Origin of the sequence: Nocardia brevicatena NBRC 12119 (genome assembly GCF_000308495.1) — a bacterium.
Taxonomy (GTDB): domain Bacteria; phylum Actinomycetota; class Actinomycetes; order Mycobacteriales; family Mycobacteriaceae; genus Nocardia; species Nocardia brevicatena.
In genome coordinates, this window is sequence record NZ_BAFU01000017.1 from 1 (window position 1) to 26,003 (window position 26,003).

The following is a 26,003-nucleotide window of genomic DNA, read 5'->3' on the forward strand; positions in this document are numbered from 1 at the left end:
GCCACTGTCGTGATCGAGCCGACCATCGCAGGGGCGATGCGGACCTTGTCGAAGGCGACCGCATCGGAATCTTGCTGAATTCCTGCGAGTCCGCGGGTGAACCACGAGGTCAGTCCGCCGAGGATATTCAGATCTGCTACGCCGTGGCTGCCGTCCCATTCCCAGCTCTCCGGGAGTGACGTGGCGCCGCGTTCGAGCCAGTATCCGTAGCTGGGGTAGCTGGTTTGCACAGCGACGTCGTAGAGAACGTCGTGATAACAGGCATCGGTGAGGACACGGACGATCGCGGGTAGACCGATCATCCCGGCGTTGAGGTGGTTCCCGGACCCCCTGATTCGCTCGACGAGCGTGGCCAATACCGAGTCGTGAAGTTCCTGCGGTGGTGCGCCCATGTCGAGGCCGAGCGCTATGGCGGTCTGCGTGCCCGAGGAGTAGGTGGATGTGGCGGGGTCGAAGAAGGTCCGGTGGTACGCGGCCGCGATTGCCTCGGCTTTGTGCTGGTATTCGAGTGCGTGTTCAGGGTGGTTCAAGGCTTGCGCGATGCCGGCCATGGCGGTGGTTATTTTCCAGTAGCCCCATGTCACCGTCATTTCGGGTGGGGTGAAGTGGTCATTGTCGGGATCGAACGGCTGTTGCCAGTGCTGGCCCGGGTACATCCAATCGCCGAAGTAGCCTTGCGTGAAGTCACCCGCAGGGTAGATGCCCTGCTGTTCCCGCGTCTGCAGGAGTCGAAAGTACTGCCGCATTTGCGGGTAGTGGCAGCGGAGCGACGCGGTATCACCGTAGAGGCGGTAGCTTTCATATGCTTGGACGATCGGCGCTCCGCTCCAGTTGATATCGCCGATGTACCAGAAATCGGTGGGATCGGGCACGATACCGGCAAGGTCGCCGTCGCCGCGCTGTGCGTCGAAGACCTCACGCAACATTGCTTGGTTATAGGAGGCGAAGTCGTAGCGGTGTACGCCGCCGAGCGCCACACCGCGGTCGGCCTGCCATCCGGCCTTCTCTCGGTTGGGATCGGCGGGCATGGTCGGCGCGAGCATGGCGCTGCGCATGCTGCGATCGGCTAGTGCGTCGATGGCGTTCAGGAGCGGCTCGGAGCACTCGAACTGGGCGGTGGCGCCGATTGCGGCGCGCACCACGATTCCGGTCACGCTCGAAATGAGCGGCCTGGCCGGCAGCCCGTGGATTTCGATGTACCGGAATCCATGGTAGGAGAAGCGCGGATGCCATGTTTCGATCCCGTGGCCTGCCAACGTGTAGTGATCGGCGACGACCACGTTCGAGACCCATCCGAGCATCCCGTTCTGATCTACTCTGCCGTTGTCGAGGTACCAGCCAGGGAAGAGCGTAATTCGAGTTCCGGCAGGACCTTCGACCTCGATCTCGGGCCATCCGACGAAAGACGTGCCGAAGTCGAACACGTAGATTCCGGGCTCGGGCTCGGTCATCTCGACCGCGCGCAGCCGTTCCGTCTCGGTAACCGCCGGTTCGAACTGGGCGCTGAGCGCCGCGGGGATATCTGTGGCGAGAGCGGCATGTCGCCATCGGGAGTGGTCGCCGTCCGGTTGATCCCAGCCGGGGCGAAGGCGGCGAGCGTCGTAATCCTCGCCCCCGTAATAACCGGAGAATTCGATCGGTCCGTCCTCGACCCGCCAGGTGCAGTCACTGGATACTCGCTGGACGGAACCGTCCTCGTACCGGATCTCCAGTTGCGCGATAGCCTTCGGCTGGCCGGACAGCCGGACCGTTTCCCCGGCGGCGATACCATTTTTCCAGGTCACCGACTCCCAATATCGGCCTTCCCGTTCGGGCACATTGAAGAATCCGTTGCCGACCAGCAGTGCTACGACATTGTCGCCGGGCTGCAGGTGCTCGGCGACATCGTAGGTACGGTACAGCGCCCGCTTGCGGTAGTCGGTGATACTCGGCACAAGAACATCCACACCGACTTTGTGGCCGTTGAGCCGCGCTTCGTACAGCCCGAGCCCCGATACATACAGACGCGCCTGCCCAATCCGCCGCGCGGGTGGCACGGTGAAATGCCTGGCGAAGATCGGCAGCGGAGCATCCTTCCGCGCCGCGGGGTGCGAATCGGTGATCCACTCCGCCGTCCAGTCTGCCGCGTCGAGCAAACCCATCTCCCAACGGCCCACCGGGCTCCATGCCGATACATTGTCACCGGTCGTCCATATCCGAACTTGCCAGAACACCTGTTCACGCGATGACAGGGGGCGGCCGCGGTAGGCGACGTCAACCTGTTGACCGGATGGCACCGGGCCAGAATCCCACAGGTCGGGCTGGTCCAGCGCAAGCCGTTGCGAAGTCGAGGCCGCTCTGATCTGATATGCCGTTTGCGTGATCGCGCTTTCGTCCGACACCAGCCGCCACCCCAGGGCAGGCGTGCGGTCATCGATCCCGCAAGGGTCCACGAGATAGTTCACGGTCAGGCCCGCGACTACCACTCCGGCGACCTCGATGCCGACGTCGGACGGATTATCGTCGTCACTCACCGTGGACGGGCGGTCGTGAACCCCCGCAGTAGTGCTGTCCATTTCAGTTCCTGTTCTCCCTGCGCCTATGCCGTGTTCGGGGTCTGTGTTCAGCGCGCATCGCCGACTACAGGTTCGGCTCGCCCGGCCAGCTCCTCGGCCCGCTGCCCGTCCAGCTCGGCGTCCGCCGGCGGGCAATAGGATATCATTGCGCCATGCAATATTTGCGTGACGCAATTTATTGGAGCGGTCGAAGTGGTGTCAAGCGATGACGAATGAACAGGAAATCGGTCGAGCTGCCGAGTTGCCCAGGAAGGATCTGATAGACCAGATCGTCGACACGCTGCCGGACTGGGTAGCCCAACTGATCCGGCTCAACGCGCTGATCGCCGAGCGAATCGGGGTGGTGCCGACCGATTTCCACTGCCTGCACGCCTTGCATCGCGACGGTCCGACCACCGCCGGCGCACTGGCGGTACGCGTCGGGCTGAGCCCCGGATCGACCACGCGGATGATCGACCGGCTCGCCACAGCAGGCTGCGTCGAACGAGTTCCCGACCCTCACGACCGCCGCCGGGCCCTCGTCCACCCCACCTCGGAAGGACTGGCGCGGATCGCTGCATACTACGACGGGCTTACTGCACGCACCCGCTCAGATCTCACCGGCTTCGACGGCAACGAACTTCAAACCCTTCTCCGCTTTATCGAGGCATCTCGCCGCAGCGCCAGCACTGAAGTGGACCGACTGCGCACCACACCTTGATCACATGGCTCTGATCGAAACCAAACACAGGAAGCCATCAGGATCGAGCTCCTGTCCAACTAGCCTGCCAGCTTAAGGCACCGTCGAATCGTCCGCCGGCGACCGCAACACAGGCACCTCTCGCCATTGGCCGAGAAACCAAGACATCGGACAGGCGGCCGACCGGGAGATAACACGGGTGCACATTCGAGCGGGATCCGGCGCTAACGATCTATCGCAGATAATGACTCATTATCTGCGATAGTTGGGTATTCTGGACGTGCGCGACGTGGCGCGACATCCGCACCGCGCCGGGGCGAATCGGCAAATTATCTGCGGTAGACACAGATAGGACGAGGGAGACCCCGATGGCGATCGACACAGCGAAGCTCATCGAGATCGAGGCGATGCTCGGCGAGGACATCCTCACCGACGCGGACCTGGCGACCCGGCTGCACGAGGCCGGGCTTCCCGAACTCGCCCGTGTGGTCGGGCAGCTCGCGCGGCGATGACCGCGCAGGGCAAGGCCGCGGCCGCGTGGGCGGGCTTGAATCCTCGTCAGCGGCTGTACCTGTCGACGATCCTGGATTTCGACCAGGCGGCCGAGGCCGACATCAAACGGCGGTCGGCGAACTGGGAGACGGTTCCGCCGGCGGCGGAGTGGCGGCAGATCCTCTACGACATCAAGTTGCCGAAAGAGGTGGTCGGGTACTCCTCGGTCCAGTCACGATTGCGGGAAGCCGGCCAGCATGACCCCGGCTCCGGATCGACACTGGCGGCGCTGGAGCGCCGCGATCTGGTGATCGTCACCCATGACCTGGTCTACGTGCCGCAGCTCCAGGCGATGGTGCCCCGGATTCGGGTGCGGCTGAGCACTCTCGGGCGCGCGGCCGCCCGCCACGGTGTCGGCGTCGCGGCCCCGGTGACCCCGCCTCGCGGGTTGTTGTCGCAGGTCTTGTTCAACGCCCTTGCCCTGCTGTACGCCGCCGGACACGACGGTCTGGTCCTGAACGTGAAGGGCGCCCCGAGCTGGGACACCCTCGTGCGGTTGCGCAACCGTCCCTACGATCCCTGGATCGAGGAGTTCACCGGCCCCACCGAGCACGCGGCGCGGGCGAGCCGGGTCCGGACCACCGCGAACGCGCGACGGCATTACCAGATTCACCACGCCTGCTACCGCGAGCTGTATCCCGACATCGACGCACCCGAGCCCGTCGAGGTCGCGCACGTCACCCACGCCGGGCTGGCCGACCACCGTGTCCGCACACCCAAACACTTGCTCGCCGAGGCTGACGTGCGGATCCTGTCGGAGCTGGTGCGCCTGACCGGCGAGGGTAGCTGCTGGCTGCAACGGCTGCTGTTGCGTGACTACCGTGACGAGGCCGAATCCGTGCCGGAGAGTGTGCGGGGGATGCGGCCGGGCCTGCTGCGTAACCAGGTCAAAGACCTCGCCCGCGCCGACAAACCGATCCAGCGCCTGACCGGATGGTCCTCCGGTGCTCTGGCGGAGGTCATCGAACTGACCGACGAAGCCATCACCCGACGCTGGCCCCCCGCAGTATCGCTGCTGGTGCTCACCGACCACGGTGGCGAGCACTACGCGCGCCGCCGCGAGGAATACCGGCAGCTCTATTCCGAACTGCACCTGCCGCCGAGTCTCGTGACCGCCGGTCATGATGGCTGAGCCTGGTCGGGTCCGGTCCCTGCGACCTGGGGTCCGGCTCGCCGACGCCCGCGAGGTCTACCTGAACACGATCGAATCGCCGAATACGCGCCGTGGTTACGGTATCGCGCTGGACGCGCTGGTCGCCGGGTTCGGCGCGGACTCCGATGTCGGGTTGCTGGATCCGGACCGGGTCGATGGCTGGTTCCGGTTCCGGTGGGGCGGGGTGTCGGCGCAGACGTTCAACGTCCGGCTGGCGGCGCTACGGGCGGCGTGCACGTACTGGGCCGCCCAGGGCTGGCTGGTCGGCGACCCGCTGCAACGGCTACGCCCGCGCACGGTGCCCGCCGACCGGTCTCGGGCGATGACCCGCGCCCAGGTGAGCGCGATCCTGGGCCTGGATGTGCCGCTACGCGAACGGGTGCTGTGGACGATGCTGTACGAAACCGCCGCTCGCGCAGAGGAACTGCTCGAACTCGACGTTCCCGATCTCGATACCGCGAACCGGTGCGCTCGGGTGCGGCGCAAGGGCGGGACCACCGATGTGGTGGCGTGGCAGACCGGCACCGCTCGGCTGCTGCCGCGCATGCTCGCCGGCCGCCGGACCGGGCCGTTGTTCCTGACCGATCGGAAGGCGAAACCGCATGTGGCGGTGACCGATACCGATCCGGGTACCGGGCGGGCCCGGCTGTCGTATCGGCGGGCGGCGGAATTGTTCGAGGAGAACACGACCGGGTTCACCGGCGGCCCGTTCACCCTGCATCAGTTGCGGCACTCCCGGTTGACCCACGCCGCGGAGGACGGTGCGTCGACGCCGATGCTGATGACGTTGTCCGGGCACACCTCGGTGCGGTCGCTGGCCAAGTACGCCCGGCCGGGCAAGGACGCCCTGCTGGCCTGGCAGGCCGCCACCGACCCCGCAGCCCAGCGGCGGCGCTGAAAGATCGCCACCGGCGATCAGTCGCCGTCTTCGGCGGCGTCGGGGTCGCGCAAAGGACGGTGCGATGAGCCGAAGTCGGGCAGGTGGAATGCGTAGTGCCCGTCCAAACCGATGTGGGCGCGCACGAATGGTGAGAGCCGGGCGATATCGGCGTCGAGCACCGGATACCGCTGGTCTCGCAGCTGCTCGAGGGCCCGGTTCATGTAGACGGTGTTCCACAGCACGACGCAATTGAGGACCAGGCCCAACGCGGACAACTGGTCTTCCATGCCATCGAGGTAGGCGCGGGTGATTTCGCCTTTGCGGCCGTGGAAGATTCGCCGTGCGAGATCGTGGCGGCCCTCGGTCAGGTTCGACTGTGCCTTGCCCTCGCGCCGATATGGTTCGTCATCGACCAGGCGCAGGATGTGCAGGGTCTTGAAGATCCGCCCGTAGTGGGCGATCGCCTGCCCGAGGTGGGTGGGATTGCCGTCGCGCGACAGCATCCGCGTGACCTCGTGCCCGGACACCTCGCCGGCGTGCATCGACACCGCGATCCGGCACATGTCTTCCCAGTGGGAGGCGATCCGTGCCGTGTCGATCCGGCCCCGCGCCGCCTTGTCGAGGGGCCCGTAGTCGGCAGCGGTGTCGATGCGCCACAGCCGCTGGTCGGGCAGATTCGCCAGCTGTGGCCGGTAGGTGCGGCCCAGCAAGTGCAGCAGTCCGAACACGATGTCGGAGTAGGACCCGGTATCGGAAATGATCTGATCGAGGATCTTGCCGCCGGACTGGCGCAGCACGACATCGACCGCGTGCAGCGAATCGCGTGGCGTTCCGGACAGCACCATCGCCGACAGGCCGGCGGCCTGGTCGTTGATCATGTTCAGCCAGGTCGCGCCCTTCTTGCGGCCGAAGTACTTCGGGTTCGGCCGGGCGTGGTGGGTGCGGACCGGCACCACGAACCGCAGCCCGTCCACCGACGCGACCAGCCCGCCGCCCCATACCTGGGCCAGCTCGATATCGGCCTGGGCGTCCACGAGCACCGCGTTGGCCGCGGCGAGGGTGTCGAACCGCAGGTAGTGCTGGTCGACGTGATGGAGCCGGTCGCGGGTCAGTGCCTCCACGCCCGGGGAGACAACCGGTTTGAACCCGACGTTCATCGCGTGCGCGCACAGCACGGCCGCCACGGACAACCCGAGGTCGGCGACCCGGGCCGGGTTACCGGAGACGTGGGTGAATGCCCCGGTGAATTCCGGCAGCCATGACATCACCTCCAACACCAGCTCCGGCAGATCCACCCGCGGCAGCATCGCCTCCACCCGGATCCGCAGGTCCACCAGCGACGGCGGATCCGGCACCGCGGTCAGCGCGGCCACGTGCAACCGGCCCTCGGCGTCCACGCTGGCCGGAGCGTCGTCACCGAGGCGTTGCACCAGTTCCCGGTAGGCGCCATCGAGTGCAGCGGCGTGCCCGGCCAGCACGGGGTGCGGGTTGTCCGGCAGCCCAAGCGCGTTCATGCCCGCCTCGCGCGACTGCTCCCACACCACCCCCGACAGCAGATGCGCCCGCGGATCACGCCACTTCGACGACAGCTCCGCGAAGATGCTGCGGTGCTTCAGATGCCGGTGGAACTGTTCGAGCACACACAGCGTGTACGCAGCCCGATCCACGGTCTCGGCCGGGCGGTCGCCCGGATACACCAGCCTTGACCAGCCGCCACCGACCAGGTCGTGATCGACACGGCGGGCATCGAGCCAGCGCGCGGGCACACCTCGCGGGCGCGGCTCGGTCAGCAACTCGGCGAGGGTATGCATCGCGGTCAGCACCGGCCGCCCGTCGCTGGTCGCACCGAACTCCACCGTCCGCATCAACGCAGGCAGGAACATCCGGACGGTATTCACCCGGCCGGCCAGTTCCTCGAACCTCTGACTGTCCAGCTCGGCGTCGGTCTGCGGGACCAGATCGTCGACCGTGGCCAGCGCGGCGCACAGCTCGGCGCGGGTCACGGTGTTCTCGATCAGATCCCACACCAGCTCCAGCGACAGCGCCGGATCAGTATCGGTCATCTCCAGCAGCAACCGCACCGCCGCCACGAGCTTGCCCGCGCTGCGTGAGACCCGCGGGTACCGGCGCAGCTTCTCGTCCTTGGACTGGCGTTCGGCCTTCGACATCAGATCGTTGACCATGACCTGGTCGAACAGGTCCAGCACGTCATCGGTCGCCCGCGCCCGCAACGCGACCACGGTCGCGACCAGCACCGCCAGCTGATGCTCCCGTTGCAGCCGCCGCAGTTGGCTCACCCGCCCCGACAACCCGTAGGCCGACAACCCGAGCAGGCGGCGCTGCGGCACCACCGACACGTCCACCGACGCCGGGACCAGTGCGTTCACATCCCGCAACCGGCTCACGCGGTCAGCAGACCCTTCGCCGAGGGCTTGAACACCCCACGTCGCAGCCGCTCCAGGTCGATCACCTTGCGGCGCCCCTCATCCCGCGGCACCAGCATGGCCTGCAACGCACGCCCCGAGGCCGGGTCCAGCTGCCACGCCACCGCACCGTCGAAGATCGCCTTCGGTCCGTCGCCGGTGATCCACGCCTGGTCAGCGATCCACACCGCCAACTCGGCCTCCACCTCGGAGAACGAGGCCAGCTCTTCCGCGCGCTGAATCTCCCACGCATGCTCAAGGCGGGTCTTGTCCCGCTCGACATACGCCTTCACACACGTCGGGTCCTCGATGCCCAACTGCTCGGCCAGATACTCGACCAGCTCCGGTGGCACGGCCAACGGATCGGTCAGAAACATCCCGAGATGACGCACCGTGACCAGCTGCACAGCGAATCCCAGCCGGTTGTAGTCGCGGCGCCGGGACGCGATCAGCCTGTGGTCCTCGTCGTCGAGATGGAAGAACCGCTCCAGCTCCACCCGCGACAACACCCCGAAACGGCCATACCCACCGGCTGAACCCTCATCACGCATAGCCGCCCATGAAACCACCAGCGCCGCAACACCGCTCATAGAGCGGCAAAGCCCTACAGGCTTAGCGCCGGATTTCGTCCATATGCACCACTACCCCCTGCTCCCACCCTCCCCGGCACCACCCGGATCAGGCTGCCCTCAGCTCCGCCGACCTGCTACGACAGGCCCGAGGTCAAGGTCTTTCACCTCCACTCGAATCACAGCGCCTCACGGCGCAAACTAAATTTGTGCCAGATCCAGGATTGGGCTCTGGCGCAGTCTTCGTGATGCCGGTTTCTGAGTGCGGGTCTCGGAGTGTTGGGGGTTGCGGGTAATGATGTCGGGCGTGTTCGGTTGATCTTGTTCGGAAGCTGTTGCCGCACGTGGACGCTCTGGTGATCGGTAGGGTTCGCAGCGAGGGCGATGCGGTGGTCGTCGACGCTGTGGTGGCCGCGTCGAGTGCTCGGTGTCCAGGATGCGAGTCGGTCTCGGCGCGGGTGCATTCCCGCTATCAGCGGAGACTGGCCGACGCCGCGATAGCCGGCCGCATGGTGAGCGTGCAGCTGACGGTGCGGCGGTTCTTCTGCGCGAACAGTGATTGTCCGGCGAAGACTTTCGCTGAGCAGGTGGCCGACCTGACCGTGAAGTGGTCGCGGCGCACGAACCGGTTGACGTCGATGCTGGTCGTGATCGGGTTGGCGCTGGCCGGTCGTGCCGGTGCTCGACTGGCGCGACGATTGGGGCTGCCGGCCGGTCGGGACACCCTGATCCGCCTGGTCCGCCGGTTGCCGGACCCGCCGACCGGTCCGGTCGCGGTGCTGGGTGTCGATGATTTCGCTGTCCGTCGGGGACACCGGTACGGCACCGTCATGATCGATCTCGAGACCAGCAGACCGGTCGACCTCATCGACGGCCGGGATGGTGACGCCCTGGCCGCCTGGTTGGGTGCCAGGGCCCGACCGCGGATCATCTGCCGGGACCGGGCCGGCGGTTATGCCGAAGGCGCGCGGCAGGGTGCACCGGACGCCTTGCAGGTCGCCGACAGGTTTCACCTGTGGCAGAACCTCGGCCAGGCCGTCGAGAAAGACCTCTCGGTGATCCGCCGCGATCTTGCCGCAGCGCTGGCGGCCCAGGCTGCCGCTCAGCGATCCGGCCAGGCACCTTCGGTGGTCAACCATGCCGAACTGAAGATCGTCGGACGCTTCCGGCAACATCACGCCGCAGTCCATCGGCTGCTGCGCCAAGGGCTCAGCAAAGCTGCGATCGGTCGTGAGCTGGGCCTGCACCCGGCAACGGTGCGGAAGTTCGCAAACGCCGCGACAGTCGACTCCCTGATCGCGAAGAACCAGCAGCGCTCGAGCATCCTCGACGGATATCACGAGCATCTGCACCGACGCTGGAACGACGGCATCCGAAACGCTGCCCAACTTACCCGCGAGATCGTCGAGAGGGGATACCCCGGCACCGAGCAGCAAGTGCAACGCTATCTGCGCCGCTTCCGCACCGGAACCAGCCAGATCGCCGTTCCCGCGCCACGGCCTCCGTCGGTCCGGGATATGACCCGGTGGATCATGACCGATCCTGGCAACCTCACCCGAGACGACACGACCGGCCTACGCATGCTTCGCACACGCAGCAAAGACCTGAACCGGCTCACCAACCACGTCCAAGACTTCGCGGTCATGATGACCCGACTCGAAGGCCACCGTCTCGACGCCTGGATCGACACCGCCGAGAAGGACACACTGCCCGCCATCGCCTCGTTCGCCCGCAACCTCCGCCGCGATATCGGCGCCGTCCGCAACGGCCTGACCCTTCCCTACAGCTCCGGCCCCGTCGAAGGCCACATCAACCGCATCAAAATGATCAAACGCCAGGGCCGAGCCAACCTCGATCTCCTCCGCAAACGCACACTGCTACAGAACTGATCACAAAGAGTGCGCCAGAGCCAAGATCCGCGACGGCCAGGTCGCCAACCGACCCATCTATGTCGCGTTGGCGGTCACCGTCGAGGGTACCCGCGACATTCTGGGCTTGTGGGCCGGAGACGGCGGCGAGGGTGCGAAGTACTGGCTGCACGTGTTCACCGGGCTGCGTAATCGCGGTGCCGAGGACATGTGCATGCTCGTCTGCGACGGCCTCAAAGGACTTCCCGAGGCGATCGGACAGATCTGGCCGGCCGCGGTCGTGCAGACCTGTGTGGTGCATCTGCTTACGCGGCCCGCCGGCACTGGGACGCCATCGCCAAAGCATTGAAACCGATCTACACCGCGGCGACGGAATCGGCCGCGCTGGAACGGTTCTACGAATTCATCGAGGCCTGGGGCCAGAAGCATCCGGCGATCGTCAAACTATGGAAGAACTCGTGGGCCGAGTTCGTGCCGTTCCTGGCGTTCGACACCGAGATCCGCAGGGTCGTGTGCTCGACGAATGCGATCGAGTCGGTCAACGCCCACATCCGCCGGGCCGTGCGCGCCCGCGGCCACTTCCCCAAACGAACAAGCCGCGTTGAAGTGTGTCTACCTGGCGATCATGGCCCTCGATCCCACCGGAACAGGCCAGAAACGGTGGGTCACCCGCTGGAAAGCGGCGCTGAACGCCTTCGACATCACCTTCGAAGGCCGATTCAGCGCTGGACGGAAGTAACCCAATCAAACCGGGTTACACCGTTGGCTGGACAGACCCGGCACTTCCCGCCACGGTCCGCCGGAAGGCTTCTCGGGCCGTTTAGAGGCCGAGTTTGGTGACGGCGTTGTCGGCCAGCGGATCGGCGGTGCGGATGTAGCCGTGCACGGTGCGCGGGTTGGACCAACGGCCCTGGCGCATGATCTCGCGGTCGGCGGCGCCACCGAGGGCGGCCTGGGTGGCGAAACCGGCACGCAGGGAGTGGCCGGAGAACAGGTCGGGGTCGAGTCCGGCGCGGGTGGCGTAGCGTTTGACGAGTTCGGCGACCGCGCGACCGGATATCGGGGTGGCACCGAGTCCGCCGTGTCGGGTGATGGCGGGGAATAACGGATGGTCGTGGGGGAGGTCGGGGTCGGGGATGTAGCCGTGGCAACGGTGGATGCGGGGGTTCGGTCGGGGGAGTTGGTCGAGCCAGGTTCGTAGCCTGTGGGTGTTACGGATATGGACGGTGAGCAGGCGTGTCCAGTCGGCGTAGGCACAGACGGGGCAGGTGTGCGGGGACGTGCCACGAGGGAGGGCGACTCGGTGTTCGTGGATGCCGGTGGGGTCGGTTTTGGTGGCGGGGAGGTGGATGAGCAGCATCGGTTCGCCGGTGGTGTGGTCCTGGCCGAGGTGGATATCGCCGACGCGGAGCGCGGCGAGTTCGCTGCGGCGTAGCGCGCCGGCGAAGCCGATGAGCAGGAGGAGCGCGTCGCGGCGGCGGGCGGGTTCGCCGGGATGGCCTGCAGGGGGCAGTTGCGCGAGGAGCTCGTCGAGGGTGTGCAGCAGGATGGGGCGTTTTCGGCGGGGTCGGGTGCGGCGGGCGCGGCGGATACCGCGCAGGGTGAGGCGGACGACGTCTGAGCGGGTGGGGGAGGCCAAGCCGTTGGCGGCATGGACGGCGGCGATGGCGGCCGCCTTGCGTTCGAGGGTGGTGGGCGCGAAGGCGTGGCGGCCGTCGGGTCGCCGGGTGTCGGCGGCCGCGGCGAGGTAGACGGCGATGTCGAGGGGGTCGGCGGGTAGGGCGAGCCGGCCTTCGTCGGCGCACCAGGCGGCCCAGGCGAGCCAGTCTCTGCGGTAGGCGCGGACGGTGTTGGGGGATTGGGACGCGGTGAGGTAGCGGGCGAGGGCCTCGGACTGTTCGTCGTCGAATCGCTCGCGCACCACGCGGAGTGCCGCGGTGTCGATCAGGACGCTGTGGACGCCGCGGCGGAGTTCGGTGCGGACCGCGTCGGGTAGGGCGATGGCTGGGGGGTTGTCGACCATGCGGGCCTGATCCTCTTTCCAACTTGTTTCGTAGCGTTTTCGTTTCGTATTCCGTTTCGAAACGAAAGACGTGGTGTGCGTAGCGGTTACGATTCACCGTACCGTCTGGCCTCCGATAAGGTTCACTTATCGGAGGCCAGAAATCCGGCACCCTTCTGGAGTCTCACATACCTCTTTCGCCATACTGTTTCGTTTAATTCGTTTGTATACAACGAAAAACGCTACGTTTTTCCGGCGGCGGATTGCGGGATACGGGGATCCGGTAAGCAGGCCGGCATGATGCTGCGGTCCCGCCAACGTGTATGCATTGCAACTCGGTCTGCCGTTCCGAGTGAGAGCTCGAGCCGCTTCTCCGGAGCGCGCCCCCGGCGCGAGCATCCGGCGCCGCACTCGCAGACGCAGTAGTTACCCCACCCATGCAGCCTCTCGAATGAGATGGTCACGCTCTGGCACCGAGGCACCGACCGAACGTTATGTTCACTGCGGGCTCCGGGCGTCATCGGCACGTAGCCGACGCCCCATGGCCGCCCGGTCGGTGCCGAGCGCTGAAAGTCCGGCTCGGCGGGACCTCCTCGGCGAACACGATCCCGTCGGCGCCGGCCACATGGCCGGATTCAGAGGAGTAGCCGAACCAGGGGACACGCGGGGAGCCGGCGTCACATCGACGAGGGCAAGCGGCCGAGTTGGCGGACGTCGACGACGTATCGACCCTCCGAGAGCGCGCACAGCAGCTCTTCGATGGTGTGTCGTCGAACGCACGCATCCAGCGCACAGGCCCACGGTTGGTCGCAGACGCGCCCCGTCCGTGGCCGAAGCCGCGCGCCATGACCTCGTCGAGGCCGCCCGTACCCGACGGATGTAGCCTCGGCTCATCACGCGGTCGCTCTCGATCGTGATCGGCCGGTGGCCCTCCTGGTCGACGAAAGAACAGCTGGAGTGCGCCCGAGCCCGGGTGACCACGCCGAGCTCGCAGCATTTCCCGGCCGAACTCCCATCAATTCGGGATAGATCCCGTTCAGACATTCAGCGTCACAGTTCGGGGACCGTGACATGCTCGATCGGCACCGCCACACCGGCGGGTGGGACTGCTTGCCGGTTACATTGCGCTTCGGGACGGTCCGGGCCGTTCAGATGGCGACGCACCGCCGCGCTCGTGCGGTCGAGGTCACCGGTTGCGAGCAGATCGATCAGCGCGCCCCGCAGGAGGGCCAGCACCTGTGTGCGTTGGGCACGTCCGTCGTCTGTGTGTCTGATGTGCTCGGGTTGCGCGGTGGCCAGGATATCGAGCCAGTCCTGGACGGTCTGTCGCGCGAAGCCCGCCCAGGGGCTCTCGGGTTCGACCAGCGAACGAGCATAACCCTCCAGCCATAGCTGGAGCAGAGCGCGGTGTTCGTCGGCGGCGAGCCAGGTCCACAGCCGCTCGGCGACCGGCACCAGTCGATCGGTGTCGGCCGCGGCGCCAATCGATGGCGAGAGGTCGAGGTCGGCGAGCAGGTCGAGTTCCGCGGAACGGGCGCGTGCAAGCAGGGCGCGCACCAATCCTTCTTTGCTACCGAACAGGTACAGCAGCACCCGTGGGCTGGATCCGATCGCCTTCGCCAGTGGTCGCAGCGACAACTCCGCCAGCCCGTGGGTGAGTGCGTACCGGTAGGCGGCCTCGAGCAGTTCGGTTCGGCGTGCGGAAGGGCTTGCGGACACCTCGGTCATGGGTGCATCCTTTTCTCGCTGAAACAGTTGTTTCAGTGGCAGCGTATCGCAGGGGGAAGCACCCCGGTGAGGAGGACGGCCATGACCGGTGCACACGGTGATGCGGACGACGGCCAAGCGGTGACCATCCGCGCGCTCGACCGACCGGGGGATCTGGGCTGGGTGGTGCAGGCCCACGGTGAGATATATGCCGATGAGTTCGGCTGGGATACGGGCTTTGAAGTGCTCGTGGTGAAGATTGTCGCCGAATACGCCACCGGACACGATAGGTCACGAGAAACGGCGTGGGTCGCCGAGTTGGACGGTGAGCGGGTGGGGTGTGTCTTCTGTGTGCGCACCGATGACGATACGGCCAAACTGCGTCTACTGCTGGTACATCCGAAGGCCCGTGGACGGGGTGTGGGGGAGCGCCTGGTGTCGACCTGCCTGGATTTCGCCCGCGATGTCGGCTATCGGCGAATCACGTTGTGGACCAACGATGTACTCGCCGCGGCCCGGCGAATCTATGTGGGCCATGGTTTCGAGTTGGTCGACCGGGACGAGCACTACAGCTTCGGTCGTGATCTGGTCGGCCAGAACTGGGTGCGAGGCCTGTAGGCGGTTGTTCCGTCAGTCCGATATCCAGTTCGCCGGCGCCTGTTCGGCGCGTGGGCGAGCACCGATGAAACTGTCGGCCACCCGGGTCAGCAACTCCGGTCCCGACATCAATGCCAGCTCGGAGTAGGCGATGGGCCTGGCGGCGAACACCACCAGATACTCGGCGCTGTCGGGCCAGAACCCGAATCCGATGCCGTCGGCGACCTCGGTATCCCGGTCTCTGGTGCTGAACGCCCACCGGATCTGCCCCGGTTCGGGTGGCACCAGCATTCCGATGGCATCGGCGTGGGTGACGAGCTGTACCACCGACCGCACCGTCACCGACCGTCCTGCCGCCCACGCCGCCGCGATCGGTGAGACCCGGAACCGCCATCCGTGCGTACGTGCGTCGAACTCTCGGCTCGCGATCTCGTAACGCCGTCGATTTTCCGCATAGTACGCCTTCAGATCCATGGATCCCTTCCACATGCCGCTGATCCGAGGGAGAGGGTACTCGCTGCGTTCCGGCTCGATGGATGGCGATCCGGCCGAGGACGCCCGTGCTTCCCCGATGCGCGGTGGGCGAGTATTACGATTCTGCGGTGCCGAATGTCTGCAACTATCCGGGCTGTGCCCGGCCGATCACCCGCGGCGGGGGACCCGGCCGCCCTTCGGAGTATTGCGACCTGCCCGAGCACACCCGATGGCGGGCGTGGCGGGAACGGCAACGGTTGCAGCAGGAGACTCCCACCCCCACCGACAACGTCACTGTGACGGATAGGGGGCCGGTGACGACGGCCCGGCTGCGCGCCGACGAACTATTGGCCCAGTTCCGAGGTCTGGCCGAGCAGCTCGGCGCCACCCTCGATTCCGCTGTCGCCGAGCTGTCCACCCTGGCCGACCCATCGGCGGCCGAGGCGCAGGTGCAGGCCGTGCAGGCCGATGCCGCCCGACGTATCGCCGAGGCCGAGATGGCCGCGGCCGCGGCCGAACAGGCCCGCCGGGAAGCGGTGGAATCGCGCACCGCGGCCGAGGCGGCGGCCGAGGACGCCGCGGCCACGGCGGAGGCCGCCGAAGCCAGGGTCGTCGAGGCGGAATCGCGCACCGCGGCCGCCCACACCGCCCGCGACGACGCTCTGCGCGAGGTGGAGGCGGTCACCACCCGCGCCGCCGATGATGTCTTCGCCGCCCGCAGCGCCGCCGAGGCCGAGATCCGCGAGATACGGCGCGAATCCGGCGAAGAGATGGAACGGCTACGAGCACAGTGCGCCGAGGAGATCGACCGGGCACGCCGCGGTGCGGACACCGAGATCGAGCAGGCGCGTCGCGCGGCAGACCAACAGGTGGCCGCCGCCGTGGCGGAACGTAATCTGGCCGTGCAACGCGCCGCCGATGCGGACCGCGCGGCGGAGCGGGCGGAACAGGCGGCGGCCGAACGCACCGAGGCGGCACGGGAAGCGCGTACCGAGCTGCACCGGCTGCGCGCCGAATTGGACGCGGTGCGAGCCGAGCTCGGCGACCTACGGCGCACCGCGGTGGCCGACCTGGCTGCCGCGCGGGCGCAGGCCGCCGAGCAGGTGGAGCAGGTGCGCGCGGAGGCAGCCCACCGCATAGAGGCGCTGGAGCAGGCGCGGGCGCAGACCCTGGTGCGCGCCGAACGCGCCGAACGTCAACTCGACGCCCTGGTGACCCCCGGCGACGAAGAGGCGTCCTGAGGGTTCGCCGCGCGGGACCCTCGAGACCCTTCAGCGAGCGTCGTCGACGCAGATCACGACGCCGTAGTGCCATATAGGCAATCTCCCGGCAATCGCCCGGTCTCGGTCATATCATGTCGCTATGTCGACATACGAGCAGGAGGATACGGGCCCTGCACCGGTGTTCGGTCGTGGTGTGCGGCAGGGCGTCATGGCCATGGGAATCTGTTCGGTGCTGTTGGGGATGGCGATCATCGTCTGGCCAGGGAAGACGCTGGCGACGGTCGGCACCCTGTTCGGGATGTATCTGCTGTTCGGCACGGTGACCGTGTGGACGGTGTCCTTCGGGGGGCGGCTCGGGCGCGTGTCGAGGGCGCTGCTGTTCATTGCCGGCGTGGTGTCGCTGGTGGCGTCGGTGCTCTGCTTCGGCAGCGGAAACTGGGTGCTGCTGTTGGCGATGTGGCTCGGACTGGCCTGGGCGGTCCGCGGTATCGCGCACGCCATCGCCGCCGTGTGGGAGGACGACGAGCTCACCGGACGTGGCAGGCAGGAATGGTTCGGCCTGTGGACATTGGTGGCGGGCATCCTCGTCGCCGTCGCACCGTTCGACAGTCTCGATATGCTCGCCACGCTCGCGGGCTGCGGTATGGTCGCCTTCGGCTCGTTGGAGATCTTGACCGCGGTACGGTCGCCGTTTGCGATTCCTTCCGAACCGGAACCCACCGAGGTCGGTTCCGAGACCGCCGCCCGCGTAATGGGCCCATAACCCCCGGCAGGGCGGCGCATCTTCGACCGGCTTCGGGGTATGCGCCGGATATGAACACTCTCCCTGGTCGCCCCTACGATTTCCTCGGTCTCTCCGGCGGCGACCGGCCGGGCTCGGGTGCGCCGCCGCGCCGGTCCCGCCGTGACGATCGCAGCACCGCGGTGGAACCGATTGCGGCCGTAGCGCTTTCGACCACCGGTGTGGACACCTCCCGCGGGATCATGGCCGGCCCGGCTGTCGGCGGCTGGTCGCCACCGGGTCGGTTCGCCGCAACCGAGCGCCCCGAACACCGGCGGCGCTGCCGACACCGTGACAGGCCCGGGTGGGTGCGGACGCCTTCGCCGGCCCGGAGAGATGACGACCGGCCGTGACCCTGTTCGTCGGCACATCCGGGTGGCAATACCGCGATTGGCGCGGGGTGCTGTATCCGCGCGGGGTGCCGCAGCGACTGTGGCTGGAGGAGTACGCGGCGGGATTCGCCACGGTCGAGCTCAACAACGCCTTCTATCGGCTGCCCGGCTCGGAGACCTTCGCCGCGTGGCGCGCCCGCACACCCGCGGATTTCCGGATCGCGGTGAAGGCCGGCCGCTTCTTGACCCACATCAAACGCCTGCGCGATCCGGCGGAACCGGTTCAGCGGTTGATGACCCGTGCCGCGTACCTCGGTGACCGCCTCGGCCCTGTTCTCCTGCAGTTACCGCCGACACTGCGCGCCGACCCCTCCCTGCTGGACGCCTGCCTACGCTGCTTTCCGACCGGGACGCGGGTCGCGGTCGAACCGCGCCACGATTCCTGGTGGACCGATGACATCCGCGCCGTTCTCGAGCGCAACGACGCGGCACTGTGCTGGGCCGATGCCGAGGAGCGGCCGGTGGCACCGTTGTGGCGGACCACCGACTGGGGTTATCTGCGATTGCACACCGGATCGGCCGACCCCTGGCCTCGATATCACGAGTCGACCCTGGTGACCTGGGTGCACCGACTCACCGAGACCTGGTCCGATACTTGCGATATCCATGTCTATTTCAACAACGATCCCGGTGGCGCCGCGATCCACGACGCGCTGCGCTTCGCGAGGGCCGCGGCGGTGTCGGGGGCCACGGTCACCCGGACACCGGATATCGCACCCGCGGGCGAATCGACGTGAGGCCGTGGGCGCGAGCAGGCGGTGTCGGGCGAAAAGCGGTGCGACCGACATAATTCCAGGTTGGAAGCGTAATCGTGGCGATGTTGGTGCAGGGCCATCGACACCATCTGGTGGACGCCGGGCCTGACCCGCCTGCGCGCCACCTGAACACCACACCGCCGGCGCCCACTCCGCCCCGAGGGGAACATGAGAACCGGCCCACCGTCGAGGACTCCGCTCACCGGAGAACGGCCTGTCCGCATGGCGATGAATTTCCGGCTCGAAAGGCGTCGACAAGGGTATGACGACGCATACTCTCGAGACCGCCGGCGCCGATATCGTCTACGACGTGCACGGCCCGCTACCCACCGACGGAGGACGCCCGCCGCTGTTCATGATCGGTCAGCCCATGGAGGCCGCCGGTTTCCGGGCGCTCGCCGCGCGCTTCCCCGATCGCACCGTCATCACCTACGACCCGCGGGGCATCGGCCGCAGTGTCCGCCGGGACGGTCGGGTCGACCATGCGCCCGAGGTCCAAGCAGAGGATGTTCATGCCGTTGTCGAGGCGCTCGGCGCCGGTCCGGTCGAGATGTTCGCCAGCAGTGGCGGCGCGGTGACCGCGCTGGCGCTCGTGGCGGCACATCCCGCGGACGTAGTGACACTGGTGGCACACGAGCCGCCACTGATCCCGGTACTGCCCGATGCCGCGGCCGCCGAACGTGCCCGCGCCGCCGTGCGCAAGGTATACGAGGCCAAGGGGTTCGGCGCCGGGATGGCCGCCTTCATCGCGATGACCTCATGGGAGGGCGAGTACACCGACGAGTACTTCACCCAACCCGTGCCCGACCCCGCCCAGTTCGGGATGCCGACCGAGGACGACGGTTCCCGTGACGACCCGCTGCTGTCGGACCGGTCGTGGGCGGTCAGCGGCCACCGCCCCGACGTCGCCGCGGTGACAGCGGCCCCGACCCGTATCGTCATCGCCGTGGGGGAGGAAACGGGGAATACATTCACCGGCCGCACCGCGGTGGTCACCGCCGAGTTGTTCGGTCAGCGGGCGAGTGTATTCCCGAGCCATCACGGCGGCTTCCTCGACAGCGAGTTCGGGTATGCGGGGCAGCCCGACGCCTTCGCGCACAGACTGCGCGAGGTCCTGAACGGCGACGACTGACCCCACCCGCGCTGTACTGCGGGAATCGGAGAGCCTACCCGCACGCGACACCGGAGCCGGACCCACGCCGTCGATGACACCGACACCGAGGACATATCCTCGGTGTCGGTGGCCTCTGCGATGCTGGAACGGAGCCGGTAGGGCACGGAGGTGAAACAGTGAGCAGCGAAACCCGCAAAATGGCGCAGGGCCTGTTCTCCTTCGAGGCGGCGACAGGTCCGACGCTGAGCGGTTTCGACGCCGCACTCGCCACCCGCACCGATCTGACACCCCGGTCCCGTGAAACCTACCGGGAACGGATCGGACACTATCTGCGGTGGCTCGCCGCCCACACCGGACACGACGACGCCCTGCACAGTGCCGACGGTCGGGAACGGGCGGTCGACGCCTACCTGCGGGCCACCCGGGAAAAGTACGAAATGACCGACCGCACCGTGAACCTCACCCTCGCCGCCCTGCACGTGTTCTACGACTGGCTAGGTCTCGGTGCCCCGACCGCATCCTATACCGCCGTCGACCCGGCCGGTCCGCGCCCCCTGAGCCCGCCCGAGCAGCGGCGCCTGCTCCGCGCGGCCGCCGCCCGCGGACCCCGCGCGTTCGCGCTCATCACCCTCGGCCTCGACATCGGCCCCCGCAGATGGGAGTTCGCCGCCCTCGACCTGGAAGCGCTCGATCTCACCGACTGGCCCGGAACACTGACCGTCACCAGCCCGGCCGGTCGCCGCCACGACGTCCCCCTGCAACCGGGCAGCCGCGCCGCCCTGCTGTCGTGGTTGGCCGAACGCGGGCAGCGGCTTCGCGCACACCACACCCCCGACCCCGAGGCCCTGTTCCTCACCGACACCACCCCCTACCGTCGGCTGGCTCCCCGCACCGTCGACGACGCGATACACACTATCGGTCTCGACGCCTGCCTGAACCTGTCCCCCGGCATATTGCGCGCCACCGCCGAACAGCGGATGCTGCGTGAGGGCCTGGCCCCGACCCTCGTCGCCGCGCGGCTCGGACAACAGGCCCCCGACCCCGACCGCGTCCGCGCGCTCACCGGCCGCGTCACCCCCCGACCCCGCGTCCGGATGCCGCCGACCGGTCCCGAACAACTCGATCTGTTCGGCGACACCGCCCCCTGACCGGGGGTTCGGTAGTAGTCGCGTGAAACGACGGATATGACATAGCCGCAGGTCAGGAGTGACTGCTGGGTTCGAATGTACGGGCCTGGGCGGTGGGTGCCTTGATGGCTGCCTATAGGGTCGGTCGGTGTGCTGGAGGTTGGGGTTCGTGGCGACGCGGGTGTTCGCGCAGCATCCGGCCCGACGCCCGGTAGGCCGATGGAGTCGGACGAGTTGCGGCACGAGGGCAGGATCAGCCTCGTGGTCGGTTCCGCCCAGGCAACGCTGCCCGGGCGGAGTCCTGCCGGCGCTTGGCTTCCGCTGGATCGCCTCGCCTCTCGAGGAGTATTCCCAACGCGCTCATACCCTCGACCTGGCCGGCTTCGGCGGAGGCGCGACACACCCGCTCGGCCTCGTCCCACCGGCCCCGCATGATGAGCAGCTGGGACAGGGCGAGCACGCCGATGGCGGCACCGGTCCCGATTCCTTTCCGGTACCAGTCTTCCGCGGCGATGGTGTCGCCGGACTTCTCATGCATCCTGCCCGGCTCGACCATGGCATGCCCATCACCTTCCCGGGCTGTCAGATGGAACCACCGCGCGGCTGCGGCCGTATCGCCGGCGTCCACGAGTTCTTTTCCCAGGTGGAGCATCCCGTTGGTACTGTCTGCTTCCGCGGCTTCGCGGAACCATCGGACTGCCTCCGCCCGCTCGTTCCGCTCCAGGTGCCGGATGCCGAGATTCACCATCGCGTCGGGTTCGCCGTCGGCAGGCGCCTTCCGAAGCCACGCTTCGGCCTCGACGTTCAAACCTTGGTCGGCACACATCAGTCCCAAGCATGTCCAGCCGGCCGCGTTACCCGCGTCCGCCGCCCGCTGGTACCACGAACTGGCGTGCCTCAGCTCTCCGCGCCGCTCGAGCAACGCACCGATCCTGATCATGGAACTCACCCGACCGGCACTGACGGCGGCGCGGTACCACCGCTCGGCTTCACCGGTGTCGCCGCGCCTCTCCAACAGCTCGCCCACTAGTTCGGCCGCTTGCGATTGACCCGCCTCGGCTGCCTTTCGGTACCACGATTCGGCTTCGTCGAAGGCTCCCCGGTTGTGGAGGAACGTGCCGAGGATGGTCCTCGTCTTATCTCGTGCATCGCGTGACAGCCGAAGCCCGGAGCGGGAAGGCGTGTCATCCGCAACAGAACGGATCGTCGCATGGTCTGCCGACTTCGCTGCCGTAGACGGTGAGATGCGCGATCGGGGCGAGGACGGTGCGGGCGGTGCCCGGGTCCAGGGTCGGGGCCGGTGCGGTGAGCGGACGACCCCAGGTGGGTGGGGTTTCGGTGACGTCGTAACGGGCGACGCCGTTGATGAACAGGGTCCACATATCGTGGTCGGGGAAGGGATTCAGCCGCAGCACCCACCAGTCTCCGTCGACCTCGGCGGCCATCGGGAAGTGTCGGTGGCCGGTGCGTTTCCATTCGGGGCGGGCGTGGGATTCGGGTGGGAGCATATCGAGCCGTTTCGGTGGTCGGGCGGATTCGCGCGACGAGGCTATGCGGCCCGGTCGCGAAACGGCTCACGGGGCGACGGCGGCCACCTCGATGGTTGGGGCGTGGGTCACGGGGAAGTTCACCGATGAGGCGATGAAACATCTGGCCGCCGCCTCGGCGTGCAGTTCCCGCGCCCGGTCGACCATATCGCCGGAGGCGACGGTGACAACGGGACGTAGTTCGACATTCGTGAATCGCCCACCGCCGACGCCGTTCTCCGTCATCGTTCCGCGGGCGTCGTCCCGGTAACCGAGCACCGTGACGCCGTTGACCGCGCACAGATGCAGATACCACAGCAGATGGCATTGGCCGAGAGCGGCCACGAGAAGCAGTTCCGGGTTCCACCGGGTCGGGTCGCCGCGGAACGCGGGGTCGGACGAGCCGACCAGGTCGGGGCGGCCGAGAACCCGCGAGACGTATTCGCGGTCATAGGAGCGGTAGTCGACCGTGCCGTTACCCCGTGCGCCGGTCCATTCGGTGGAGCACTCGTAGTGATGGGTTGTCATATGGTCATCGTCGCGTCCGGGGCGCACGGTTGTCGAGCGGCCCGCGTTCTCAATCGTCCCCGTCGGCTGCCTGCAGGTCGAACCCGATCGGGGTGATCCGGGGGATCTCCCCGGCCGCGATCACCGTTCGGGTGAGCGGGCGCAGGGCTTGGACCAGTTCCTCGCGTTCGTCGGGGTCCAGGATCGTGTAGGCGGATGCCGCGAGTGTGTCGGTGCGGGTTTCGATATCGGCCTTCAGCCCGCGCGAACGCCCGTAATTCGGTCATGGCGTTGTTGTACTCCGCCGAGCCGGAATGGTCTCTGTGGTGTGTCATATTCCTCCACGCTCATCGGATATCCGCTGTTCGCTGCAGCGACTTCTCGAGGCGGGTCAGCAGCAGCCGCACGGCCGGGGAGCGTTGGTCGGGTCGGCGCACGATGCCGAGGCAGGCGTGCACGGGGGCGTCGACGAAGGGGACGGTCCGCACTCCCGGCGCCGCCCCCGCGGACCGGGTGAGTACCGCGACACCCGCTCCGCGTTGGACGAGACCGATCAGGGTCTGCGGGGAATTCGCCTCGAGCGCCACCCGCGGTTCGGTTCCGGACCGCAGGCAGGACCGTTCGTAGGCGGTGCGGATCCCGGTTCCGCGTGGCAGGCAGAGCGCGGTCTCCTCATGTAGGTCCGACAGCAGCAGGGATGCCCTGTCGAGGCGGTGTCCGTGCGGCACCACGGCGGTGAGCGGTTCGTCGCTGACCACGGTGACGTCCAGGCCCGGTTCGGTGGCGCCGGCGAAGCCGATGAGCGCCAGGTCCAGCGACCGGGACAGCACCTGCGCCTGAAGGGCGGGGGAGTAGTCCTCGGTCAGGCCGACGGTGATACCGGGATGGGTGCGGGCAGTTTCGGCTATCGCGTCGAGGAAACCGGGAAGGGAACAGCCCATGATCATGCCGAGCCGGACACTGCCGCGGACCGCTTCGGCGAACTCGACGGCGGTATGGGCGATGGCGTCGAGCGATTCGAGGGCTTCCCGCGCGAGCGGCAGCACGGCCTCGCCGACAGGGGTGAGCCGCACGCTGCGGCCGGAGCGGTGCAGGAGGCGGTGTCCGAGTTCGCGTTCGAGTTTGGCGACCTGGGTGCTGACGCCGGATTGGCTGACATGCAGTCGTGCCGCCGCGTCGGTGAACGACCCTTCGTCCACCACAGCGGCCAGGTAGCGCAACTGGTGTATTTCCATAACTACAGGTGATAATTTCCATCGGATATATCTCTCGGAAGGATACTCCCTGGTGGGGGCGGGTGGGCGCTATGACCACACGGCGCGAAATCGCCGAACAGCACTTCACCGACCGACCGGCGAAAGACTCCGACACCCTGCGCGGCCCACCGGCCGGCGTTGCCTTCGGCCCGCGTCGGATCCTCACCACCGCGAACGTCATCACGAGAGACAGTCACAGGTAAGACGTACCCAGCCGCGGGGTCCGCCCACCGGCAACCGAAACGGGCCACCCGTTCTGTCTCGCCGGAGCCGGCGGGTCCGATGAGAACCGTCACCGGCTCGTCTTCGCATACCGGGCCCACACGGCACCCACGCCGATGCGGTGACGGATTCCGCGTACGGCGCAGCCCCCAGCGTGGCGGCGACCGATCGGCCGGACGATCGAGCAGAATACGAGCCGGTGACCATCCGGCCCGTCTCCAACTGGTGAGTTCATGCAGGTCGGAACCTCACTGAGGAGCCCGGGCCCTTACCGGGAAGGAACTCGATGAAGAATTCCTGCACAGCGACCGCCGGTATCGTGGCCGCCGTTGTCGCCGGGGTGATCTCGGGCGCCGGGCCGGCGCATGCCGACGCGTGGAGCGAGCAGGTCCTGGCCGCACACAACGCGGTCCGCGCGCAATACGATGCGCCGCCGCTGACATGGAACTCCGATCTGTACCCCGGTGTGCTGCGGCAAGCCCAGAGCTGCAGGTTCCCGCATTCTGAGTCGCCGGTGCGATACGGCGAAAACCTCTTCGCCACCAGACACGCGAGCGTCGGCATCGCCGAGGCGGTCGCATCCTGGATGCAGGAGATGGCCCTGTACGATTACGCCAACCCGGCCTTCTCCCCTTCGACCGGCCATTTCACCCAGGTCGTGTGGAAGTCCACCACACAGGTCGCGGCGGCCGTCATGACCTGCCCTCCCAACACCGTCATCCCCGGCTACTCCGGGAACGCCACCTATATCGTGGCCCGATACACCCCGGCCGGTAACTTCCCGGACCAATTCCGGGAAAACGTGGCCGGCCCCGCGGCATTCCGCTGACGATGGCGCGAGCCGGTGTTCGTGATATGTCGCCTTCCCCCGCCCGAGGGCGGCATACCACACGGGGCCACCTCGACCGCGGGGCCACCTCGACCGCGGGGCCACCTCGACCGCGGGGTCACCAGACAAGGGTGAGGTTCGGGATGCGGACACGGCCGAAGAAGCGTTTGGCGATATCGCTGCCGTCGCGGTTGTAGCCGTTCATGATGTCGGCGAGTTCGGTGGCCAGCTCTTGCAGGGCCGGGCTGATGGTCTCGATACCGTCGTCGTACGTCCAGCCCCAGTCGCGGGGGACGTTGTCGATGGTGATGTCGATGCAGTCGGGGTGCGGAATGTCCACAGTGATGACGATTTCGAGCGGCGCGTCGCCCAGCGGGTCGCGCAGCGCCGGTTCTCCCGGGCGGGTCGGCGCGGCGAACGCGATGCGGGCCAGGGCGATATCGGCGCGGATCATCTCGGCGACAGCCTTCAGATCGGCGTGTTTACCCACCCGATGGTGGCGGTTGCCGTAGGTGCGGTCCCCGACGGGGTGGTACCCGCCGCGGTCGAGGATCCGGTCCAGCATCCGTTGGGCGGTCGCGCGTTCCTCGGCGCCGGTGTTGGGGTGGTTGATGAGGGCGCGTAGGCGGTTGATACGGAGGCTCGCACTGATCGCCATGGATGGCAAGGATAACGTCATCGCGGCCGGTGGTCGCGCGGGTGCGACGGTTTCGACGTGGGATGGGGATGAGACGGTCCACCTCCCCCCGACGATGGTGCCGGCGGGTGGAACGCAGGCGGTCGAGGACGAAGAACCCATCCCGCACAACTGA

Annotated in this window: 25 protein-coding genes and 1 pseudogene; 14 read left to right on the plus strand and 12 right to left on the minus strand. The window is 67.4% G+C overall.

The window, feature by feature from the left end:
- The coding region (locus ON20_RS03310) for a family 78 glycoside hydrolase catalytic domain (RefSeq protein ID WP_157228666.1) at nucleotides 1–2,555 on the minus strand (2,555 nt) is incomplete at its 3' end.
- Nucleotides 2,556–2,760: 205 nt separating this feature from the next.
- Here ON20_RS03310 and ON20_RS03315 point away from each other — a divergent pair.
- The 4 genes from ON20_RS03315 (at nucleotide 2,761) to ON20_RS03325 (ending at nucleotide 5,837) form a co-directional block, all read left to right on the plus strand.
- On the plus strand, nucleotides 2,761–3,255 hold the full coding sequence (locus ON20_RS03315; RefSeq protein ID WP_040833414.1) for a MarR family winged helix-turn-helix transcriptional regulator: 495 nt from the start codon (nucleotides 2,761–2,763) through the stop codon (nucleotides 3,253–3,255).
- A gap of 347 nt (nucleotides 3,256–3,602) precedes the next feature.
- Nucleotides 3,603–3,746 (plus strand): hypothetical protein, encoded by a 144-nt coding sequence (locus tag ON20_RS36040; protein ID WP_157228667.1) that lies wholly within the window; start codon nucleotides 3,603–3,605, stop codon nucleotides 3,744–3,746.
- Nucleotides 3,743–4,918, plus strand: a complete 1,176-nt coding sequence (locus tag ON20_RS32770; RefSeq protein ID WP_051161527.1) for a hypothetical protein — start codon at nucleotides 3,743–3,745, stop codon at nucleotides 4,916–4,918. Before ON20_RS36040 ends, ON20_RS32770 begins: the two co-directional genes overlap by 4 nt.
- Complete coding sequence (locus ON20_RS03325; protein ID WP_245546990.1) at nucleotides 4,908–5,837, plus strand: tyrosine-type recombinase/integrase; 930 nt, start codon at nucleotides 4,908–4,910, stop codon at nucleotides 5,835–5,837. Before ON20_RS32770 ends, ON20_RS03325 begins: the two co-directional genes overlap by 11 nt.
- 17 nt (nucleotides 5,838–5,854) lie before the next feature.
- Here the strand turns inward: ON20_RS03325 and ON20_RS03330 are convergent, their stop codons facing one another.
- Together ON20_RS03330 and ON20_RS38495 are read right to left on the minus strand one after the other, a co-directional pair.
- Nucleotides 5,855–8,224 (minus strand): Tn3 family transposase, encoded by a 2,370-nt coding sequence (locus ON20_RS03330; protein ID WP_245546992.1) that lies wholly within the window; start codon nucleotides 8,222–8,224, stop codon nucleotides 5,855–5,857.
- Nucleotides 8,221–8,793 carry a DUF4158 domain-containing protein gene (locus ON20_RS38495; RefSeq protein ID WP_245546994.1) on the minus strand — a complete coding sequence of 191 codons (573 nt, stop codon included), beginning with the start codon at nucleotides 8,791–8,793 and terminating at the stop codon, nucleotides 8,221–8,223. The genes ON20_RS03330 and ON20_RS38495 overlap by 4 nt, the downstream gene beginning before the upstream one ends.
- Before the next feature lie 374 nt (nucleotides 8,794–9,167).
- Between ON20_RS38495 and ON20_RS03340 the strand changes: the two genes are divergently transcribed.
- Together ON20_RS03340 and ON20_RS03345 are read left to right on the plus strand one after the other, a co-directional pair.
- Nucleotides 9,168–10,700: an ISL3 family transposase gene (locus ON20_RS03340; RefSeq protein WP_218002422.1), complete on the plus strand. Its 1,533-nt coding sequence runs from the start codon at nucleotides 9,168–9,170 to the stop codon at nucleotides 10,698–10,700.
- 22 nt (nucleotides 10,701–10,722) lie between these two features.
- A pseudogene (locus tag ON20_RS03345) lies at nucleotides 10,723–11,418 on the plus strand (IS256 family transposase); the annotation flags it as partial.
- 81 nt (nucleotides 11,419–11,499) lie between these two features.
- Here ON20_RS03345 and ON20_RS03350 read toward each other — a convergent pair.
- Nucleotides 11,500–12,702: a site-specific integrase gene (locus ON20_RS03350; RefSeq protein WP_040833415.1), complete on the minus strand. Its 1,203-nt coding sequence runs from the start codon at nucleotides 12,700–12,702 to the stop codon at nucleotides 11,500–11,502.
- A gap of 1,029 nt (nucleotides 12,703–13,731) precedes the next feature.
- Nucleotides 13,732–14,409: a TetR family transcriptional regulator gene (locus ON20_RS03355; protein ID WP_083864569.1), complete on the minus strand. Its 678-nt coding sequence runs from the start codon at nucleotides 14,407–14,409 to the stop codon at nucleotides 13,732–13,734.
- Nucleotides 14,410–14,490: 81 nt separating this feature from the next.
- On the opposite strand from ON20_RS03355, the gene ON20_RS03360 reads away from it, so the two are divergent.
- Nucleotides 14,491–15,006, plus strand: a complete 516-nt coding sequence (locus ON20_RS03360) for a GNAT family N-acetyltransferase (RefSeq protein WP_051161529.1) — start codon at nucleotides 14,491–14,493, stop codon at nucleotides 15,004–15,006.
- A gap of 12 nt (nucleotides 15,007–15,018) precedes the next feature.
- Here ON20_RS03360 and ON20_RS03365 read toward each other — a convergent pair whose 3' ends face one another.
- Nucleotides 15,019–15,459, minus strand: coding sequence for a hypothetical protein (locus ON20_RS03365; RefSeq protein WP_040833416.1), 441 nt, complete (start codon nucleotides 15,457–15,459; stop codon nucleotides 15,019–15,021).
- Nucleotides 15,460–15,587: 128 nt separating this feature from the next.
- Here ON20_RS03365 and ON20_RS03370 point away from each other — a divergent pair, with 128 nt between their 5' ends.
- From ON20_RS03370 to ON20_RS03395, 5 genes are all read left to right on the plus strand, one after another.
- Entirely contained in the window at nucleotides 15,588–16,700 is a 1,113-nt protein-coding gene (locus tag ON20_RS03370; protein ID WP_245546996.1) for a coiled-coil domain-containing protein, read from the plus strand.
- A gap of 121 nt (nucleotides 16,701–16,821) precedes the next feature.
- A complete protein-coding gene (locus ON20_RS03375) occupies nucleotides 16,822–17,445 on the plus strand; it encodes an HdeD family acid-resistance protein (protein WP_051161531.1) in 624 nt (207 codons plus the stop codon).
- A 367-nt stretch (nucleotides 17,446–17,812) separates the two neighbouring features.
- On the plus strand, nucleotides 17,813–18,592 hold the full coding sequence (locus ON20_RS03385; protein WP_040833419.1) for a DUF72 domain-containing protein: 780 nt from the start codon (nucleotides 17,813–17,815) through the stop codon (nucleotides 18,590–18,592).
- A 280-nt stretch (nucleotides 18,593–18,872) separates the two neighbouring features.
- The gene (locus tag ON20_RS03390) at nucleotides 18,873–19,742 is read left to right on the plus strand and encodes an alpha/beta fold hydrolase (protein ID WP_040833420.1); all 870 of its coding nucleotides are present in this window, start codon (nucleotides 18,873–18,875) and stop codon (nucleotides 19,740–19,742) included.
- A gap of 158 nt (nucleotides 19,743–19,900) precedes the next feature.
- On the plus strand, nucleotides 19,901–20,872 hold the full coding sequence (locus ON20_RS03395; RefSeq protein ID WP_040833422.1) for a site-specific integrase: 972 nt from the start codon (nucleotides 19,901–19,903) through the stop codon (nucleotides 20,870–20,872).
- Between the two features lie 232 nt (nucleotides 20,873–21,104).
- Here the strand turns inward: ON20_RS03395 and ON20_RS03400 are convergent, their stop codons facing one another.
- From ON20_RS03400 to ON20_RS03415, 5 genes are all read right to left on the minus strand, one after another.
- Nucleotides 21,105–21,791, minus strand: a complete 687-nt coding sequence (locus ON20_RS03400; protein WP_157228669.1) for a tetratricopeptide repeat protein — start codon at nucleotides 21,789–21,791, stop codon at nucleotides 21,105–21,107.
- A gap of 244 nt (nucleotides 21,792–22,035) precedes the next feature.
- The gene (locus ON20_RS03405; protein WP_040833423.1) at nucleotides 22,036–22,359 is read right to left on the minus strand and encodes a hypothetical protein; all 324 of its coding nucleotides are present in this window, start codon (nucleotides 22,357–22,359) and stop codon (nucleotides 22,036–22,038) included.
- A 66-nt stretch (nucleotides 22,360–22,425) separates the two neighbouring features.
- The gene (locus ON20_RS03410; RefSeq protein ID WP_040833424.1) at nucleotides 22,426–22,905 is read right to left on the minus strand and encodes an OsmC family protein; all 480 of its coding nucleotides are present in this window, start codon (nucleotides 22,903–22,905) and stop codon (nucleotides 22,426–22,428) included.
- A gap of 49 nt (nucleotides 22,906–22,954) precedes the next feature.
- Nucleotides 22,955–23,143 carry a helix-turn-helix domain-containing protein gene (locus ON20_RS40910; protein ID WP_438803373.1) on the minus strand — a complete coding sequence of 63 codons (189 nt, stop codon included), beginning with the start codon at nucleotides 23,141–23,143 and terminating at the stop codon, nucleotides 22,955–22,957.
- Nucleotides 23,144–23,231: 88 nt separating this feature from the next.
- Nucleotides 23,232–24,119 (minus strand): LysR family transcriptional regulator, encoded by an 888-nt coding sequence (locus ON20_RS03415; protein ID WP_040833425.1) that lies wholly within the window; start codon nucleotides 24,117–24,119, stop codon nucleotides 23,232–23,234.
- A 71-nt stretch (nucleotides 24,120–24,190) separates the two neighbouring features.
- Between ON20_RS03415 and ON20_RS36050 the strand changes: the two genes are divergently transcribed.
- Entirely contained in the window at nucleotides 24,191–24,343 is a 153-nt protein-coding gene (locus ON20_RS36050; protein WP_157228670.1) for a hypothetical protein, read from the plus strand.
- A 305-nt stretch (nucleotides 24,344–24,648) separates the two neighbouring features.
- Entirely contained in the window at nucleotides 24,649–25,191 is a 543-nt protein-coding gene (locus tag ON20_RS32775; protein ID WP_051161535.1) for a CAP family protein, read from the plus strand.
- A 118-nt stretch (nucleotides 25,192–25,309) separates the two neighbouring features.
- On the opposite strand, the gene ON20_RS03425 is transcribed toward ON20_RS32775, so the two are convergent.
- Nucleotides 25,310–25,849, minus strand: a complete 540-nt coding sequence (locus ON20_RS03425) for a hypothetical protein (protein ID WP_040833426.1) — start codon at nucleotides 25,847–25,849, stop codon at nucleotides 25,310–25,312.
- Between the last annotated feature and the right edge of the window lie 154 nt (nucleotides 25,850–26,003).